The sequence below is a fragment of the Billgrantia sulfidoxydans genome, from assembly GCF_017868775.1.
Lineage (GTDB): Bacteria > Pseudomonadota > Gammaproteobacteria > Pseudomonadales > Halomonadaceae > Halomonas > Halomonas sulfidoxydans.
On the sequence record NZ_CP053381.1, the window covers coordinates 2,981,325 to 2,998,915 of the forward strand.

Genomic DNA, 17,591 nt, shown 5'->3' on the forward strand with positions numbered 1-17,591 from the left:
CTTCAGGTACGGCCCAGGGCGAAGCCCTTGGCGATGTGGTTGCGCACGAAATAGACCACCACGATGCCCGGGACGATGGTCAGTACGCCGGCAGCGGCCAGGGTGCCCCAGTCGATCCCCGAGGCGGTCGAGGTGCGCGTCATGATCGAGGCGATCGGCTGCGCGTTGGTGGCGGTCAGGGTGCGAGAGAGCAGCAACTCCACCCAGGAGAACATGAACAGGAAGAACAGCGTCACGCCGATCCCCGAGCGGATCATGGGCAGGAAGATCGTGACGAAGAAGCGCGGAAAGCTGTAGCCGTCGATGTAGGCGGTTTCGTCGACCTCCTTGGGCACGCTGCTCATGAAGCCCTCGAGGATCCACACCGCCAGCGGAATGTTGAACAGGCAGTGGGCCAGCGCCACGGCGATATGGGTATCGAACAAGCCCACCGAGTAGTAGAGCTGGAAGTAAGGCAGCAGGAACACCGCCGGCGGCGCCATGAGGTTGGTCAGCAGCCAGAAGAACAGGTGCTTGTCGCCGATGAACGTGAAACGGCTGAAGGCGTAGGCGGCGGGCAGCGCCACCGAGATGCTGATCAGCATGTTCATCAGCACGTAGGCCAGCGAATTCACGTAGCCCATGTACCAGTTGGCATCGGTGAAGATGCCGACGTAGTTGCCCAGGGTGAAACTCTGCGGCCAGAACGAGAAGCTGCCGAGAATCTCGCTGTTGGTCTGGAACGAGATATTGAGCAGCCAGTAGATCGGCAGCAGCACGAAGACGAGATAGAGCCCGAGCAACGTGCGGCGACGCCAGCGAATGGTCGCGGAGCGTGCCTGCTTGCGTCGCCGCGCGGCGCTTTCGGCGGCCTGCTGGCGTACGCTTTCGGGCGTGGTCGGTACGGAGCGGGTCATGTCAGGCTCCTCCCTGAGCGGTGTGGTCTTTCTGGCTGTTCATGATGGCGGTGTAGAAGATCCAGCAGACCAGCAGGATGATGAGGAAGTAGATCAGCGAAAAGGCGGCAGAGGGCCCCAGATCCTGCTGCGCGATGGCCATGGTGGTCAGCGACTGGCTGAGGAAGGTGGTGGAACTGCCCGGGCCGCCGCCGGTGAGCACGAACGGCTCGGCGTAGATCATGAAAGAGTGCATGAAGCGCAGCAGCACGCCGATCACCAGTACGTTGGTCAGCTTGGGCAGCTGGATGTAGCGGAACACGGCCCACTTCGTAGCTCGGTCGATGCGTGCCGCCTGGTAGTAGGCGTCGGGAATCGCACGCAGGCCGCTGTAGCACAGCAGGGCGATCAGCGGGGTCCAGTGCCATACGTCCATCAGCACGATGGTGGCCCAGGCATCCGAAGCGTTGCGGGTGATGTTGTAGGGGTAGCCCAGCTCACGGATGCCCACCCCCATCAGCCCGATGTCGCCGCGAGTGAAGAGCTGCCAGATGCTGCCCACCACGTTCCACGGGATCAGCAGCGGCAGCGTGATCAGGATCAGCACCGCGGAGGCCTGCCAGCCGCGCTTGGGCATCAGCAGGGCGATACCGATGCCCAGCGGCACCTCGATCGCCAGGATGGTGAAGGAAAAGGCGAACTGACGCAGCAGTGCCGCCTGCAGGGAGCGGTCGTTGAGAATCGCCTCGAACCACTCGGTGCCGGTGAAGAAGCGCGTATTGGCGTCGAACACGTCCTGGACCGAGTAGTTGACTACCGTCATCAGCGGAATGATGGCCGAGAACGCCACCAGCAGCAGCATGGGCAGGATCAGGAACCATGCCCGATTGTCGTGGACCTTGTTCATTGCCCCACCTCCACGCGGAACTCGTCGATATAAAGGTGCAGCCACGCCGCGGGGAAGCGGACGAACGCCTGCCGCGGCGGCAGCGGCTGGTCCTCTCCCAGGCGCGCACGAAACGTCTCGCCGGCGAACGCGAACGACACGACGCGGTAGGTGCCGAGATCCTGGACGGCGTCGATCTCGATCGGGTAGGCGTCCGCGGCCGGGCTCCCCAGCACCTCGACGAACTCCGGGCGGATGCCGAGCTTGATGTTGCGCGAACGGGCCTGCTGGATGGCGCCCTGAAGCGCCGGGGAAAGGACCAGGTCGACGGTACCGGCCCGCGCCCCGCTGTCGGTTCTCGCCACCGGCATGAGGTTCATGCCCGGACTGCCGATGAAATATCCGACGAAGGTGTGCGCGGGTGTCTCGAACAGCTCGCGTGGGGTGCCGAACTGCACCACCTGCCCCTCGTACATCACCGCGATCTTGTCGGCGAAGGTCGAGGCTTCGAGCTGGTCGTGGGTCACGTAGATCATGGTGATGTTGAAGCGCTCGTGGATCTCCTTGAGCTTGCGCCGCAGCTTCCACTTGAGCTGGGGATCGATCACCGTGAGCGGCTCGTCGAAGAGGATCGCCGAGACGTCGTCGCGTACCAGGCCGCGCCCCATGGAGACCTTCTGCTTCTCGTCGGCGGTCAGGTTGCGCGCCTTGCGCTTGAGCAGCGAGGTCAGATCGAGCACGTCGGCCACTTCGGCCACGCGCTCGCGGACCTTCGCCTCGGGCGTACCCACGTTGCGCAGCGGGAAGGCCAGGTTGTCGTAGACGCTCATGGAGTCGTAGACCACCGGGAACTGGAACACCTGGGCAATGTTGCGCTCCTCGGGCGGCAGCTCGTTCATGACCTGGTCGTCGAACAGCACCTGGCCGTCCGAAGGCGTGAGCAGGCCGGAAATGATATTGAGCAGCGTCGACTTGCCGCAGCCGGACGGCCCCAGCAACGCATAGGCGCCTCCCTGCTGCCACACGTGCTCCATCTCGCGAATGGCATAGTCATCGGGGCCCGAGGGATTCGGCGCATAGCTGTGCGCCAGCGACTTGAGAGTGATCTGGGCCATCAGTGCGCTCCAGGGCGTGCGGGGATATGCACGACGTCGCCATGCCGATCGAAGGCGTAGATCTTGTGGGTCGGAAAATAGACCTTGATCTCCTGATCGACGGAAAACGGATGGATACCGGCCAGGTGCAGTACCAGATGGAAGAGGTCGTTGTGCACGTGCAGGAAGGTTTCGGAGCCGCTGATCTCGGCGATATCGACCTTCATCCTCAACTCCAGGTCGTCCTCCGCCTGACGCTGCAGCCCGATGTGAGAGGCGCGTACGCCAAATTGGTACTGGCCCGGCGCCAGGCTCGCCAGATCCCGATTGAGCGGGAAATGCACGTCGCGGTCGAAGGTGACCTCCGAGCCCGACACCATCGCCGGCACGACGTTGATGGGCGGTTCGGAGAACATCTCGGCGGTCAGCACGTCGCGCGGGCGATGGTAGACGTCCTCGGTGGGGCCGTACTGCAGCAGGCGCCCCTCGTGCAGCACGGCGGTGTGCCCACCCAGCGCCAGCGCCTCGTTGGGCTCGGTGGTGGCGTACACGGCGATGCAGTTGCGCGCCTTGAACAGTTCGCGCAGCTCCTCGCGGAACTCCTCGCGCAGCTTGTAGTCGAGGTTGACCAGCGGCTCGTCGAACAGAATCAGGTCGGCGTCCTTGACCAACGCCCGGCCCATGGCGGTACGCTGCTGCTGGCCGCCGGAGAGTTCCGCCGGGTAGCGTTCGAGCAGATGCTCGATGTGCAGCATGGTGGCGGTCTCGTGGACCCGCTGACGAATCTCCTCCGCCGGCACGCGCGCCAGCTTGAGCGGCGAGGCGATGTTGTCAAAGACGCTGAGGCCCGGGTAGTTGATGAACTGCTGATAGACCATCGAGACGTTGCGCTTGCGTACCGATTTGCGCGTCACGTCTTCGCCATGCATCAGCACGCGGCCTCGCGTCGGGGTCTCGAGGCCGGCCATGATCCGCATCAGCGTCGTCTTGCCGGCCAGCGTTCTTCCCAGCAGGACGTTGAAGGAGCCGGGAGCCAACTCGAGGTTGACCCCCTCGATATGTGTGGCCCCATTGACCACGTGGTCGATGTTTTCCAGTATCAGAGACATGCTGAACTCTTTGCCATCGTGTTGGAGTCGTTGTAGGAAGCGGCGCGGGCACTCCGACTCGACCGTCCAGCGGCAGGCGTGCCTCGAGACGGCCTGGGAAGCGGTCGTGTCTTGCTCGTAGGGAATGGGTGGGACATGGTCTCGCCCTGTTGTTCTTGTCGGGTCGTTACTCATTGAGGTCGCGGCAAACGAACAGGGAAAGGCACCAATGTTCGATTTTGAACGAAAACGAACCTCAAATGTTCGATTTACGATAGCGAGACTAGCCCAGAGAGCGCTGAGCGGCAACGCTCGTGTTCGAATAAGTACCTAGACCATGGTCTAATCTGGAAAGATGCCAGGCGGCAGCGGACGCTTCCCTCCCGGTGTCGCTCGGCGCTGTCCTTTCGTTTGAGGCGACACTGTTCGGTTCCGAAGATGGCATGCGCGCGGCCCCGATCAGCCCAGCCTGCGCCTCAACCATGACCAGGCATAGATACAGCCCGGCACCCAGCCCAGCAGCGTGAGACACAGGCAGACGATCACACGGCGCCCTCCTCCTTGCGCAAGGCCAACGGCCAGCGGCGGCAGCAGCACGGCAAGCGCCTTGTAGGAGAAGCGAAGCGCGGCCGACGCCTGCCAGGCTGACGACGTAGGAGCCCGCGCCTGCCGCGCATCGCCGGTGGCCGGCCCGGCGTCTGTCGAGGGGATGTACGTCTCTACCGCGGTGCTCGCTTCGCGTTCGGTCCGGGCGGTTTGTCCGGCCTGGCGATGTGCCTGGTGATCGAACTTCTGGTCGATGGCTTCCGCCCCCTCGGCCAGCGCCTCGTGATAGCGCTCCCAGTCCTCCCAGTCGAAGGGCGTACCGGCGCGCGGCTGGTGTCCGCCCGCCTCACGTGCGCGCTCCCAAGCCTTCTCCTCCAGGGTGTTGGGGCGCTCCTCGTCCCGACTGCCATCGAGCCCCTTTCTCGCCAGATATTCGCGTGCATCCATGTCCACCTCCCGCTCTCGAGCATCCGGTTTGCCGCCTCTGCCTCACAAGCTAGCCTACCCTCACCCTATTTGGAGCCACCCGGCCCCGGCCATGTTCCGTCGCGGCCTTCGCCCGCGCCCGGCACCAGCGTTGGCAAGATGTTGAAGACCTACCTTATATCCGGGTCGACTCGGCTATGCTGTAGATATCCCGCCAAGAGCGATCGAAACAAGGAGATGCGCCATGCCCAACAGGGCCCCTACCATCGTTCGCGAGATCATGTCCCGGGATTGCTACCGGGTCACCGGCAACACGTCGATCATCACCCTGGCCGAAGGATTGGCCCTGCATCGCCTGCCTGGCGTGCCGGTCGTCGACGATCACGACCAGTTGATCGGCTTCATCTCCGAGCAGGACGTGATGGGCAAGCTGCTCCAGAGCGCCTACCTGAACGACGAAGCCCCCCTGGTCAAGGAGCTGATGCGCAACGAGGTGCTCTCCGTTTCGCCCACCAAGAGCATCACCGACCTGGCCCAGGAGATGCTGGGCCAGAAGCCCAAGGTGTTCCCTGTGACCGAGCAGGGTCGCCTGTGCGGCATCGTGACCCGTCGCGACGTGCTGACCGCCATCCTGCGCATGCGATACAGCTGAAGCCGGCGCCCCGCCGCCCCACCCCGGAAACGAACGAGCCCTGCCCGGCGGCAGGGCTCGTTCGTTCGCCTGAACCCTCGACGTAAGCGACAGACAAAAAACCGCCCATGGAGACCATGGGCGGCAAAGATCGAAACTGCGAGCCAGAGCAACAGTGTTAGCGACTGCCATCGCGCTGTTGCCTGTACCAGATATGACAGCAGCAAGCAAAAAAGTTCGCCACTGTTCGTTAATTTTTTTGTCGCTCGTGGAAAACAAGCACTTATCGCTCGAGAAAGGAGAATTTCACCGTCCCGCTTGCAAAGCTCAACCCCTTGGTTTTACTATCGAATCCGCTCTGCGGGTGTAGCTCAATGGTAGAGCAGAAGCTTCCCAAGCTTAAGACGAGGGTTCGATTCCCTTCACCCGCTCCAGTAGCCATACAAGCCTTTGATACTAAAGGTTTTCCCCACCAATCATGGGGTTAGGGGCTACAGGAATGGCTACAGAAGTGGCTACACTTCTCCCCCGCTCCGCTGTATGCTCCGCGATCTTCCACAAGCGCACCGGAGCATCACCATGGCCAGAGGCAAGCCAGCCGACTCCCGACACCTTCGTATGAGGGGCAACGTCTGGTTTGTCCAAAAGCGGCTCTCCCCTATCCTCGCCCAGCACCTCGGCAAGAAGATGCTTCAGCAGAGCACGCAGACTGGCGACCTCGATGCCGCTTGTCGCTTCAGGGATAAGCTGTTGGTTGATCTTGCAGACCAAGAGGCATACCTGAGCGGCCAGTCGTCACCGGCACAGAAGCGCAAGCTATACACTGAAGCGTACGAACGGCTACAGCAGCAAGCCTCCGATATCGAAAGCCCCGACGGCAGCGTCGATCTTCTCGATATACTAGACCCAGACAAGCTGAACCCCATTGAGCAGGACGCTCTTCGCTCTGTCTTCTCGAAGCAGACGCCCAGCGACTATCGTCTCACCTTCAAAGGTGCCTTGGAGGACTGGCAGCAGTCACCGCTGATCGAGAGGAAGCACTCGACACGTTCCAAGAACTCCTTGGCAGTCCAGCTATTCCTCGATAGCCTAGGGGTGGACGATATGGCACTGGTCAGCGCTACCCGTAAGCAAGTCCGGGACTTCATCACCACCCAGCTCCATAACGGCAAGACCAAGCAGACAGTGGCCAACTACCTCTCAGGGCTGTCCGCCATATGGCGCCATGCAGAGTACACCATGGAGGAGGCACTGCCAGCGGGGAACCCCTTCAAAGGTCACAGCCTCAATCCCAAGGCCACCGTGAAGAGCTACGACCAGTTCACCCGCGAGGACGTCGAGGCGATCTTCAAGGCAACGGAAGAAGCTGAGGGCATTTATTATCTGCTGCCCAGGCTCGGCTTCTACACAGGCGCGAGGCTCGAAGAGCTGTGTTCGCTGAAGACAACCGACATCATCCAGCAGCAAGGCGTCTGGTGCCTGTCCGTGCGTGAAGGTAAGGGGAAAAACAGTAACGCCACGCGAGACGTCCCACTGCACTCCGCTATCAAGCCGCTGGTGCTGGAGCAGCTTAAGCAAGCTCAGGCGGCAGGGTCCGAGTACCTCTTCCCCGAAGCTGGCGCAACGAACCGCACCGATGCGAAGAAGGGACCGAAATTCTCCCAGTGGTTCTCCCGCCTGACCGGGAAGACGATTCCCAAGGAAGGCCGGAAGACCGGCTTCCACTCCTTCAGGACCACCGCCATTACCATCATGCTCGGCTCTGGATTCCAAGAGCAGCTTGTGGTCTGGGTCACCGGCCATGAACGAGGACTGACCACCGCGAGCCACGTCTATCACCGTGGACCCGACTTCAAGGCAAGGCTTGAGGCCGTGGAGGCAATTCAGCTGATGGCGCTTCATCAGTAGAGGAACCCAAGTCAACTCGCTGATGATTGGAAAGGGGTTCGGCAAAGGACAGTTTTCTCTTTCCCATCATCGGCTTAAAGCTGGCTCAGTTGCCTGTAGCGTTCAAATTGAACGGCTCTCCTTGGACACCCTTCAGAAGTCCTCGGACACCTCATGCCAGCCGTCTCCGAGCAGGTCTCTCGCGGTGTCGGTGAATGCCTTGGCAAGCTCCCGCTTGGCTTCAGGACAGGTGATGGACCGGTAGGCCTCGCGGAACTCAGCGATCTTCTCAAGGCCCGCCTTCAGGGCTGGGCTGGATCGTGTATCCATCTCTTGCAACCCCCCGTCTCCGGTGAACTCCTCATTGCCCCCGTACCGTTGGGCGATTCTCGGGAAGTCCTTCCGCATCCAGTTGAGAATGGTGGACTTGGGCTTGCCTAACTCCTGCCCGATCACCCGGTAACTCTTCAGCTTGCCCCGGCCCATGATGTGTTTTCTTGCCTTGATATACATTCGGAACACCTCGCGGATCTCCGAGTTCTTCAGCGGGAGGCCATGACTGAGGTTCGCCATAGCGGCCATCCCCAGCGCCCCCTCTCGGGTGGTCTCGATTACCTCGGCCTCGATGACCGTCTCGCCCAGCCGCTCCCGCGCTGCGACACGGTGGTAACCGTCAACGAGAATGAACACGCCATCGACCTTGGCGACCGTCACGGGTGGCAGACTAGCGCCTGACTTGAGGGCGTTCTCGTAGCGGCTGATGGTCGGCTGGTCGAGTTTCCGGCGGACTTGGAAATCGTCTGACAGCGTGAGATGGGTGAGACTGATGGTGGCTCGCTTGGGCTGCGATTCTGTCTTCATGGTGCGATCCATGCGGTAGTTAGTTTTCCTGCTGAACAGGTGTTGGGGTTGGTGGGTTCTCCATGACTGTGTGGTGATGGCTTCCCCCTTAACTGGGCGGTAATTGCAAAACCTCGTGGTTGGTCCTCCCCAGGGCTACGAAAAAATAAATACGGGGCGGGACAGTTAGACGCTGAAAAACTCTCAGTGCGCTCTGTGAGCCTCGCTGTCGGTTGGGCTATTGGTGTTTACCTGGCTTCCCTTGTCGTCACTTACGTAGCCTCTCTGACGTCTTCTGGCGTGCCTAATAGCCGATCCAATCGGTTGAGCAGGTTCCTGACTGATGACTTGTGCCAACTCCCGCCACGCGGTGTGAGCATCCCCCGAGAGTTCAGCGCATCAGCAATAGCCCCCAGAGAAGTGACTCCCTCGGTCTTCAGCCCCCTGACCACAGGAGCGAGATTCAGGGCATGGTGATCAGCATCGGCCTTGATCGCCTCTACTCCCGCGCTGTTGCCTTTACCCGCTCGCTTGAGTGCCGCTGCACCGTTGGGATTGCCCAACTTCACGCCTCGCGCCTTCGCAGCCTTAAGAGCCTCTCTGGTCCGCTTAGAGATCGCTTCTCGCTCCTGCTGTGCCACCAGTGCCATCACCCCAACGGTGAGATCATTGGCATCAGGCATGTCCGCAGCGATGAACCTCACCCCCGAGTCCCTCAGCGTCAGGAGGAACGCTGCGTTGCGTGACAGACGATCCAGCTTGGCGATCACCAGCGTTGCCCCCGTCACATTGGCTAGGTGCAGTGCCTTCTCCAGTTCGGGACGGTCGTTGTTCTTTCCGCTCTCGACCTCCGTGAAGGATGCCAACACGATGCCTCCCCGCTGGGCTGCGTACTCCTCGATGGCTTGAGCTTGAGCTGCCAACCCCAGACCGCTGACTCCCTGACGGGCTGTCGAGACCCGCTGATACGCCACCACCTTCATCGTCAACCCCCATAGGTACAGATTCACCTAACGACCGTTAGTCAATATTGTACCCTACCGGCAACCAAGTCCAGCATAGGCGGGTAGAGGCTCACAACGGATCAAGCCGGATCATGCCAACCGCCCTCTTTCTGGTGTCCTGATGGGGGTGGATGGGGGAACACGGCTCACACGTATCAATCAATCTCGGCTCGCAAGAGTGTCACAAAACAAAGCCAAGGATATTCACGACCAAAGTATTCTAAAGATCCTTGTTCCCCTGCCGATTACAATCCGGCAACATAAACGCGAGAGAGGCGACTTCGACCTCTCGTTCAGAAAAAAGGGAACTGTAATGAATTTCAATAAGTTAGCATGTATTGCTCTTGCTTCTCTCGTGGTCTCTGGCTGTGCGAGCCGGGCTAGCTCCGTGGCACCGGCGACTGTTTCAGCCGAGGAGTACTCCACCCTAACCTGTGATGAGACCAGAGCTGAGCTTTCCTCTGCCAGGGAGAGGAGTAATGCACTTACCAGAAAGCAAAACAATGCAGCAACGGCAGATGCGGCCTCGGTGTTTCTCGTTCTATTGCCCTTGGGCTCCGTCTTTGGTGGCGATGTCTCAGGTGAGCTAGCCCAGGCCAAAGGAGAGGTCGGAGCTCTGGAGCGCGCTACCAGGATCAATTGCCGTAATGAAGCACTGGCCATGGAAAGCCCTGCTGACCAGAGCTGAGTGAGCGGGGAGGTAGTCGCAGTCCTTTTCAGTAAGTAGAATGGCAGTGATGGGTGGCTAGCGTAGTGGCTACATTTGTGGCTACGGCTGGCTACCCTTAAAATATAAGCGCTTGTTTTTAAAGGCAACATGGCGAGGTGGACCGATTCCCTTCACCCGCTCCAGCAGCCGCCGCTGCGGCGGCCGGTTCGCCTCTTCCCAGCGTGGCTTCCCCATGGCTCTGTTCCTGCTTATCTTCGCCGTCTGTCTGTTCGTCATCGGCGGCGTGGTGCTGATCCTGCTGTTCTCGCGCACACCGCGCTATCGCACCGAGCCGGAGCAGCTGCTCGAGCTGTTCGACAAGGCGTTGGACAACCAGGTCGGGGAGAACGAGTGGAACCTGGTGATCAACTACCCGATCCGCCACGACGACTACCTCGACGGCGTGAGGCGCCGTGCCCAGCATCTGATGCAGGAGCATGGCCGCCCCTGGCAGGTCGCCCAAGGCAAGCCGCTGCTCGACAAGACCGGCCAAGAGGAGCTGGCTGCGCTGCGCTCCCATCTGGCTGCCCACCAGCGCCTGCGCGAGCGGCAGCGCAACCAGCCTTAGCGTCGAACAGACGCCGAGTATGGTATGCTCGGGTGCGATAGCCAGCACACGGGAGCTTCATATGCCCAGTGTCATACGCCAGACGCCGCTCGATACCGCTACCCAGCACCACGCGCACGATTTTCATCAGATCGTCATCGGTCTGCAGGGGCGGGCGGAATTCGAGATCGAAGGCCTGGGAGGGGCGATCTCGGCATTGTCGGGCTGCATCGTACCCGCCAACCACGTGCACTACTACATGGGCCAGGGCGAGAACCGCCAGCTCATACTCGACCTGCCCGCCAACGCCCCCTCGCTCACCGGCTATCACCATGAGCTGTCACGATTGTTCGATGCGCCGCGCTTTTTCGCCCTCGACAAGCCGCTCAAGCACTACCTGGACTTCCTCCTGCTCGAGCAGGCCAGCGGCCAAGCGAGCCTGAACACCGCCCAGAGCGACCGGCTGGCGGCGACCTTTCTCGGCTGCCTGCACGCCAGGCTTGGCGGAGAGACGCCACAGCCGTCGATGCGTCGGCTCGATCTGGTCAAGCTCGACCATTTCATCGACAGTCACTTGTCTTCGCCCATCACGGTGGCCGACCTTGCCGCCCAGGCATGCCTCAGCGAGGCCCACTTCCGCAGCCGCTTTCGCGAGCAGACCGGCCTGTCGCCCTGGCAGTACGTACGCCGGCGTCGCCTGGAAGCGGCCCGGCAGCTGCTCGCGGAGAGCCGTATGCCGCTGTCGCAGATCGCCCTGCACACCGGCTTTGCCCACCAGAGCGCCCTGTCCCATGCGTTCCGCAGCGCCTACGGCTGCCCGCCGAGCCAGCTTCGCCGTGCCCAACCGGACAGCGCCACGGCCCTCGCTTCCAACCGATTACAACATACGACTTAAGTCGTAATTGCAATCCCCGCATCGCCAAGTTCCGCGAATTCTGCAAATACTCCGGGGTTTTTGACAAGCAGGCCCGGCGTACGCCCCCTACAGTCAAGGATGACGCACCCATGCTCGGGTAGACCGCCTGGCGCATGGCTCTTGCCGTTTCAGGACGGGTGACATTCGGGGAATTCATATGCTCAACGCCAAAACAATGCTGGACACTGCCTCCTGGCAGCAGGATCTCGATACCCTGTTCTCGCGCATCAGCGACCATTACATCGTGGACGAAGAAACCTTCGTCAAGGAACTGGTCGAGGTGCTCAGCGCCAATCCCGAAGACTTCCGGCGCATTGCGGGCAAGACCGCCGAGCTGGTCCGCGAAGTGCGCGAGATGGACACTGCGGTCGACACGATCGATCAGCTGCTGCAGCAGTACAGCCTCGATACCCACGAAGGCCTGATGCTGATGTGCCTGGCCGAAGCCATGCTGCGTATTCCCGACACGGCCACCGCCGATGCGCTGATCGAGGACAAGCTAGGCCCCGCCGACTGGAAGGCCCACGTCGGACAGAGCGATTCCTGGTTGGTCAACGCCTCGACCTGGGGACTGCTGATGACCGGCCACGTGGTCACCCTCGACAAGCCGCGTGACGGCAAGCCCTCGGGCTTCATCAACCGCATGGTCAACCGCATGGGCGAGCCGGTGATTCGTCGCGCCATGTACGAGGCGATGAAGATCATGGGCAAGCAGTTCGTGCTCGGCCGCGACATCGACGAGGCACTGAAGCGCTCCCGCCCCCTGTTCGACAAGGGCTACACCTACTCCTACGACATGCTCGGCGAGGCGGCGCGGACCCGGACCGATGCCAAGCGCTACTTCGACGACTATGCGCGCGCCATCGAACGGGTCGGCCTGACCAGCACCAACCTCACCGAACGTACCCCGGCGCCCTCCGTGTCGATCAAGCTCTCGGCGCTCCACCCGCGCTACGAGTTCGGTCGCCGCGAGCAGGTCCTGCGCGAACTGGTGGGCAGCGTGCGCGAACTGGCCGACATGGCTCGCCAGCGCGACGTGGCGCTGACCATCGACGCCGAGGAGGTCGATCGCCTGGAGCTGTCGCTGGAGGTGTTCCGCGCCGTTTACGAGAGCGATACCTGCCAGGGCTGGGGCCATTTCGGCCTGGTGGTGCAGGCCTACTCCAAGCGTGCGCTGCCGGTACTGCATTACCTCAACCGCCTGGCCGAGCGCCAGGGCGACGAAATCCCCGTACGCCTGGTCAAGGGCGCCTACTGGGACAGCGAGATCAAGGAGTCGCAGCAGCTCGGCGTCGAGGGCTATCCGGTCTACACGCGCAAGGCGTGCACCGACGTGGCCTACCTGGTCTGCGCCCGCTTCCTGCTTTCCGACCAGACTCGCGGCCGCATCTTCCCGCAGTTCGCCACCCACAACGCCCACACCATCAGCACCATCCTCGAGATGGGTAACGAAGCCACCCGCCCCTTCGAGTTCCAGCGTCTGCACGGCATGGGCGAGGCGCTCTACGATGCGGCCCTCAAGCGTGCGCCCAAGGGCACCTACTGCCGTATCTACGCCCCGGTGGGCGCCCACAAGGATCTGCTGCCCTATCTGGTGCGCCGCCTGCTGGAGAACGGCGCCAACTCCTCGTTCGTGCACCAGCTGGTCGACCCCAAGGTGCCGGTGGAAACGCTGTGCGTGCATCCGGTGGAGACGCTGGGCCAGTACCGCACCTTCGCCAATCCGCGGATTCCGCTGCCCAAGGACATCTATGGTGAAAAACGACGCAACTCAAGGGGAGTCAACCTCAACGTGCGCAGCCATTACGACCCGCTGATGAAGGCCATGTCGGGTTTCATGGAGCGCAGCTACGACGTCGGGCCCCTGCTGGCCTTCGAGGTGGAGCGCGACCCGGCCAACGTGCATGAGGTGTTCAGCCCCTACGACCGCCGTCAGCGGGTCGGCAGCGTGCAGTGGACCAGCCGCGACCAGGCGGCGCGCGCGGTGGATGCTGCCTGGGCCGCCTTCCCGCGCTGGGAAGCCACGCCGGTCGCCGAGCGCGCCGCCATCATTCGCCGCCTGGGCGACCTGATGGAAGAGAACCTGGCCGAGCTGATGACGCTGTGCTCGCGCGAGGGCGGCAAGCTGCTCACCGATGGCGTCGACGAGATCCGCGAGGCGGTGGACTTCTGCCGCTACTACGCCATGCGCGCCGAGGAGCAATTCGGCGAGCCGCTCGAACTGCCCGGCCCCACCGGCGAATCGAACCGCCTGATGCTGAGCGGCAAGGGGGTGTTCGCCGCGATCAGCCCGTGGAACTTCCCGGTGGCGATCTTCTGCGGTCAGATGGTGGCCGCCGCCGTGGCCGGCAACAGCGTACTGGCCAAGCCCGCCGAGCAGACCTCCATCGTCGCGCATCGCGTGGTCGAGCTGCTCTACGAAGCCGGCATGCCGCGCGACGTGGTGCAGCTGCTGCCGGGCGACGGCCCCACCGTGGGCAGCGTCCTCACCTCCGACCCGCGCATCACCGGTGTTGCCTTCACCGGCGGCACCGATACCGCCCAGATCATCAATCGCGCCCTGGCAGCCCGTGACAACGCCCCGCTGCCGGCGCTGGTCGCCGAGACCGGCGGCATGAACGCGCTGATCGTCGACTCCACCGCCCTGCCGGAGCAGGTCGTCGCCGACGTGGTCCAGTCCGCCTACCAGAGCGCCGGCCAGCGCTGCAGCGCCCTGCGCGTGCTCTACCTGCAGGACGACGTGGCCGACCGGGTCATCGAGATCCTGCGCGGCGCCATGGAGGAGCTGCACGTCGGCGACCCCCGCGACCTGGGTACCGATGTGGGGCCGGTGATCGACGAGGATGCGCGCAGTAACCTGCTGGCCCATATCGAGAGGCTGAAGGGAGAAGGCCGCCTGTTGGCCGAGACCCGGCTGGATCCGGCCCATACCGCCCATGGCACCTTCGTGCCGCCGGTGGCCTTCCGCATCGATGCCATCGACGCTCTCGAGCGGGAGCAGTTCGGCCCGGTGCTGCACGTAGTGCGCTACAAGGCCAGCGAGATCGAGCAGGTACTCGAATCGATCAACGCCAAGGGTTACGGGCTGACGTTCGGCGTGCATAGCCGCAATGAATCCTTTGCACAGCTCGTTGCTCAGAGGATTCGCGTTGGCAATGTGTACATAAACCGGAATATCATCGGCGCCGTCGTGGGCGTTCAGCCGTTCGGCGGACAGGGTCTTTCCGGCACCGGACCCAAGGCGGGCGGGCCGCACTACCTGCTGCGCTTCGCCACGGAGAAGACCGTGACCGTCAATACCGCCGCGCTGGGCGGCAACGCGTCACTGCTTGCGCTGGGAGACGAGTGACAAGGCTCGTCTTTTACCACAAGAACACTGAAGGAACCCCCAATGGTTGAGAACAACATGGCTATCGGCTTCACCTTCGCGGTGTACCTCATCGTGATGCTGGGCATCGGTATCGTTGCCTACAAACGCACCACCAACCTTTCCGACTATATCCTCGGTGGCCGCTCGCTCGGCCCCTGGACCTCGGCGATCTCGGCCGGTGCCTCGGACATGTCGGGCTGGCTGCTGCTCGGCCTGCCGGGCGCCGCCTACGTCAGCGGCATCTCGGCGAGCTGGATCGCTATCGGCCTGCTGATCGGCACCTGGCTCAACTGGTTGGTCGTGGCGCGTCGCCTGCGTCTTTACAGCTTCAAGGTCAGCGATGCGCTGACGCTGCCCGAGTACTTCGCCAATCGCTTCCGCGACAAGTCGCAGCTGCTACGGGTGATCTCGGCGGTGTTCATCCTGATGTTCTTCCTCTTCTACACCAGCTCCGGCCTGGTCGCCGGCGGCCGGCTGTTCGAGACGGTCTTCGGCTACGACTACTCGGTGGCAGTCACCATCGGCACCATCGCGGTGATCTCCTACACCTTCTTCGGCGGCTTCCTGGCGGTTTCGTGGACCGACCTGATCCAGGGCCTGATGATGGCCGCGGCGCTCGCCATCGTGCCGATCATCGCCTTCGGCGACCTGGGTGGCACCAGCGGCGCCGGCGCCGCGCTCGCCGCCGAGAGCGACTACATGCTCTCCTGGTTCCGCGATGCCTCCACCGGCGAGGCACTGAGCTTCATTGGCATCGTCAGCTCGCTGGCCTGGGGCCTGGGCTACTTCGGCCAGCCGCACATCCTGGCGCGCTTCGCCGCCATCCGCAGCGATCGCGACATCCCCGCCGCACGCCGCATCGCGGTGACCTGGACCGCCATTGCCCTGATCAGCTCGGTGGCCGTGGGACTGCTCGGGGTGGGCTTCGTGCAGCGCGACCTGGCCGACGGCGAGACCGTGTTCATGGTCATGGTCAACCTGATCTTCCATCCGGTGATCGCCGGCATCCTGCTCGCTGCCATCCTGGCCGCGATCATGTCCACCGCCGATTCCCAGCTGCTGGTCTCCTCCTCGGCGCTGACCGACGACTTCTACAAGGCGATCTTCCGCAAGGATGCCAGCCAGACCGAGCTGGTGTGGGTAGGCCGCCTGGCCGTCATCGCCATTGCCGTCCTGGCCTACCTGCTGGCACTCAACCCCGATGCCACCGTGCTCGACCTGGTCGCCTACGCTTGGGCCGGCTTCGGTGCCGCCTTCGGCCCGGCGCTGATCATGTCGCTCTACTGGCGTCGCATGAACAAGTGGGGCGCACTGGCCGGCATCGTGGTGGGCGGCGTCACCGTGGTGGTCTGGGCCGAGCTGTCCGGCGGCATCTTCGACCTCTACGAGATCGTCCCGGGCGTCATCCTGGCCTACCTCGCCATCGTAGTGGCGAGCCTGGCCACCGAGGAGCCGGACCTGCGCGTGACCGCCGACTTCGACACCTTCGACGAGGCGTGATTGACCGTCACCTGCCATGAGAAAGCCGCCTCCGGGCGGCTTTCTCGTCTTTCCGCTCATGCCAGCCAGAAGGCGCGCATCGCCACCAGCAGGGTAAAGGCCCCCAGCGCCACCAGGCTCACCGGAGGGCAGGTCGCGCGCCGTAGCCAGTGGCGGCGAAACTCGAGCCCCAGCGCCTGCATGAAGGCCGCGCCCAGCGCCCAGACGCCCAGGCCGATGGCCGGCATGCGCCACACCATCGACAGGCCGCTGAGCAGCTCGGGGCGGATCAACAGCCATAAGGCCAGCGCCGCGGCCACCAGCATGGCCGCCAGCGTCAACCACGTCGAGCGACCCTGAACTTCAGACAACATCGTGCCTCTCCCGTGGACTCCTACCCCAAGGCTTAGCCCTTCATGCCTCCCCGCGCCATGCTGCGTCACAACAATATTTGTACATCGCGTAGCACGTTATTAGTCATATTCATGGCTTTGAAATTAGGCAAGTGCGCGATTGTGTCAATCAATTATGCCAATAATGGCGATAACAAAATTAAACAGGACTTTTAGAAACACTGTTCTTATACTTCTCATCGTCCAATCTCGCCGGAACCTCCGGCCAGCCGAAACCTGGAGGAAACACTATATGAAACCGATTCGTCTGATTCCCGTGGTTGCCCTCGCTGCCGGCTCCCTGTTCGCCAGCCAAGCAGTACTGGCCTATGGCGCCGGCGATGCTTTCGTACGTGGCGGCTTCGCCAAGTCGGATACCACCTCCGACAATGGCATCGCCGACGGCATCAGCAGCGGCGAGACCGGCTTCACCTACGGCGCCGGCTACCTGTTCCACGACAAGATCGGCGTCGAGCTGAACGGCTCCGAAAAAATCGAGCATGACGTGTCGCTCGGCGGCGGCACGGGCACCATCGACCGCATGCCGGTCAACCTGCTGGTGAACTACTATCCGCTCGGCGGGCTGGATTCAAAAGTTCAACCCTACGTCGGCGCCGGTCTCAACTACACCCGCTTCTCCGGCGAGCCGGAAGGTATCGACGCACGCCGCTCCTACGGCGCCGTGGGTCAGGTCGGGATCGATCTCGCCGTGACCGAAAACTTCATGCTCAACGGCTTCGCCAACTATGCCGACGTCGATTCCGACATTTCGGTCAATGGAAACGAGATCGGGGAAGCCAAGGTCGACCCGATGACCATCGGCGGTGGCGTCACCTTCCGCTTCTGAACCAAGCGAAGCCTTGTCGCACCGAAACGCCGGGCCATGCCCGGCGTTTTTCGT

At 62.6% G+C, this 17,591-nt stretch carries 15 protein-coding genes and 1 tRNA gene; 8 read left to right on the plus strand and 8 right to left on the minus strand.

The genetic code is table 11. The features are described 5' to 3' along the window. Window positions 1-2: 2 nt before the first annotated feature. From HNO51_RS13800 to HNO51_RS13820, 5 genes are all read right to left on the minus strand, one after another. The gene (locus HNO51_RS13800) at window positions 3-896 is read right to left on the minus strand and encodes a carbohydrate ABC transporter permease (protein ID WP_197447884.1); all 894 of its coding nucleotides are present in this window, start codon (window positions 894-896) and stop codon (window positions 3-5) included. A gap of 1 nt (window position 897) precedes the next feature. Then, window positions 898-1,782, minus strand: coding sequence for a carbohydrate ABC transporter permease (locus tag HNO51_RS13805; RefSeq protein ID WP_197447885.1), 885 nt, complete (start codon window positions 1,780-1,782; stop codon window positions 898-900). After that, the gene (locus tag HNO51_RS13810; protein WP_209537670.1) at window positions 1,779-2,876 is read right to left on the minus strand and encodes an ABC transporter ATP-binding protein; all 1,098 of its coding nucleotides are present in this window, start codon (window positions 2,874-2,876) and stop codon (window positions 1,779-1,781) included. Before HNO51_RS13810 ends, HNO51_RS13805 begins: the two co-directional genes overlap by 4 nt. Then, window positions 2,876-3,964 (minus strand): ABC transporter ATP-binding protein, encoded by a 1,089-nt coding sequence (locus HNO51_RS13815; protein ID WP_197447887.1) that lies wholly within the window; start codon window positions 3,962-3,964, stop codon window positions 2,876-2,878. The genes HNO51_RS13810 and HNO51_RS13815 overlap by 1 nt, the downstream gene beginning before the upstream one ends. Before the next feature lie 438 nt (window positions 3,965-4,402). Beyond that, entirely contained in the window at window positions 4,403-4,936 is a 534-nt protein-coding gene (locus HNO51_RS13820) for a YqaE/Pmp3 family membrane protein (RefSeq protein WP_197447888.1), read from the minus strand. Between the two features lie 223 nt (window positions 4,937-5,159). Here HNO51_RS13820 and HNO51_RS13825 point away from each other — a divergent pair, with 223 nt between their 5' ends. The 3 genes from HNO51_RS13825 (at window position 5,160) to HNO51_RS13835 (ending at window position 7,454) form a co-directional block, all read left to right on the plus strand. Continuing rightward, window positions 5,160-5,567, plus strand: a complete 408-nt coding sequence (locus HNO51_RS13825; RefSeq protein ID WP_197447889.1) for a CBS domain-containing protein — start codon at window positions 5,160-5,162, stop codon at window positions 5,565-5,567. Between the two features lie 339 nt (window positions 5,568-5,906). After that, a tRNA-Gly gene (locus tag HNO51_RS13830) sits at window positions 5,907-5,980 on the plus strand. Window positions 5,981-6,125: 145 nt separating this feature from the next. Next, the gene (locus tag HNO51_RS13835) at window positions 6,126-7,454 is read left to right on the plus strand and encodes a tyrosine-type recombinase/integrase (RefSeq protein ID WP_209537671.1); all 1,329 of its coding nucleotides are present in this window, start codon (window positions 6,126-6,128) and stop codon (window positions 7,452-7,454) included. 132 nt (window positions 7,455-7,586) lie between these two features. Here the strand turns inward: HNO51_RS13835 and HNO51_RS13840 are convergent, their stop codons facing one another. Continuing rightward, window positions 7,587-8,306 carry a ParB/RepB/Spo0J family partition protein gene (locus tag HNO51_RS13840; protein WP_209537672.1) on the minus strand — a complete coding sequence of 240 codons (720 nt, stop codon included), beginning with the start codon at window positions 8,304-8,306 and terminating at the stop codon, window positions 7,587-7,589. Window positions 8,307-8,545: 239 nt separating this feature from the next. Further along, window positions 8,546-9,256, minus strand: a complete 711-nt coding sequence (locus tag HNO51_RS13845; protein WP_209537673.1) for a recombinase family protein — start codon at window positions 9,254-9,256, stop codon at window positions 8,546-8,548. Between the two features lie 923 nt (window positions 9,257-10,179). Here HNO51_RS13845 and HNO51_RS13850 point away from each other — a divergent pair. The 4 genes from HNO51_RS13850 (at window position 10,180) to putP (ending at window position 16,319) form a co-directional block, all read left to right on the plus strand. Continuing rightward, window positions 10,180-10,554 (plus strand): hypothetical protein, encoded by a 375-nt coding sequence (locus tag HNO51_RS13850; RefSeq protein WP_197447890.1) that lies wholly within the window; start codon window positions 10,180-10,182, stop codon window positions 10,552-10,554. 61 nt (window positions 10,555-10,615) lie between these two features. Further along, window positions 10,616-11,428 carry an AraC family transcriptional regulator gene (locus HNO51_RS13855; protein ID WP_197447891.1) on the plus strand — a complete coding sequence of 271 codons (813 nt, stop codon included), beginning with the start codon at window positions 10,616-10,618 and terminating at the stop codon, window positions 11,426-11,428. Between the two features lie 178 nt (window positions 11,429-11,606). Next, window positions 11,607-14,798, plus strand: a complete 3,192-nt coding sequence (putA, locus tag HNO51_RS13860) for a bifunctional proline dehydrogenase/L-glutamate gamma-semialdehyde dehydrogenase PutA (RefSeq protein ID WP_197447892.1) — start codon at window positions 11,607-11,609, stop codon at window positions 14,796-14,798. A gap of 42 nt (window positions 14,799-14,840) precedes the next feature. After that, window positions 14,841-16,319 carry a sodium/proline symporter PutP gene (gene putP / locus HNO51_RS13865; protein ID WP_197447893.1) on the plus strand — a complete coding sequence of 493 codons (1,479 nt, stop codon included), beginning with the start codon at window positions 14,841-14,843 and terminating at the stop codon, window positions 16,317-16,319. A 56-nt stretch (window positions 16,320-16,375) separates the two neighbouring features. On the opposite strand, the gene HNO51_RS13870 is transcribed toward putP, so the two are convergent. Then, window positions 16,376-16,672, minus strand: coding sequence for a hypothetical protein (locus HNO51_RS13870; protein ID WP_197447894.1), 297 nt, complete (start codon window positions 16,670-16,672; stop codon window positions 16,376-16,378). Window positions 16,673-16,943: 271 nt separating this feature from the next. Here HNO51_RS13870 and HNO51_RS13875 point away from each other — a divergent pair, with 271 nt between their 5' ends. Beyond that, entirely contained in the window at window positions 16,944-17,537 is a 594-nt protein-coding gene (locus HNO51_RS13875; RefSeq protein ID WP_197447895.1) for an OmpW/AlkL family protein, read from the plus strand. Window positions 17,538-17,591: the final 54 nt, after the last annotated feature.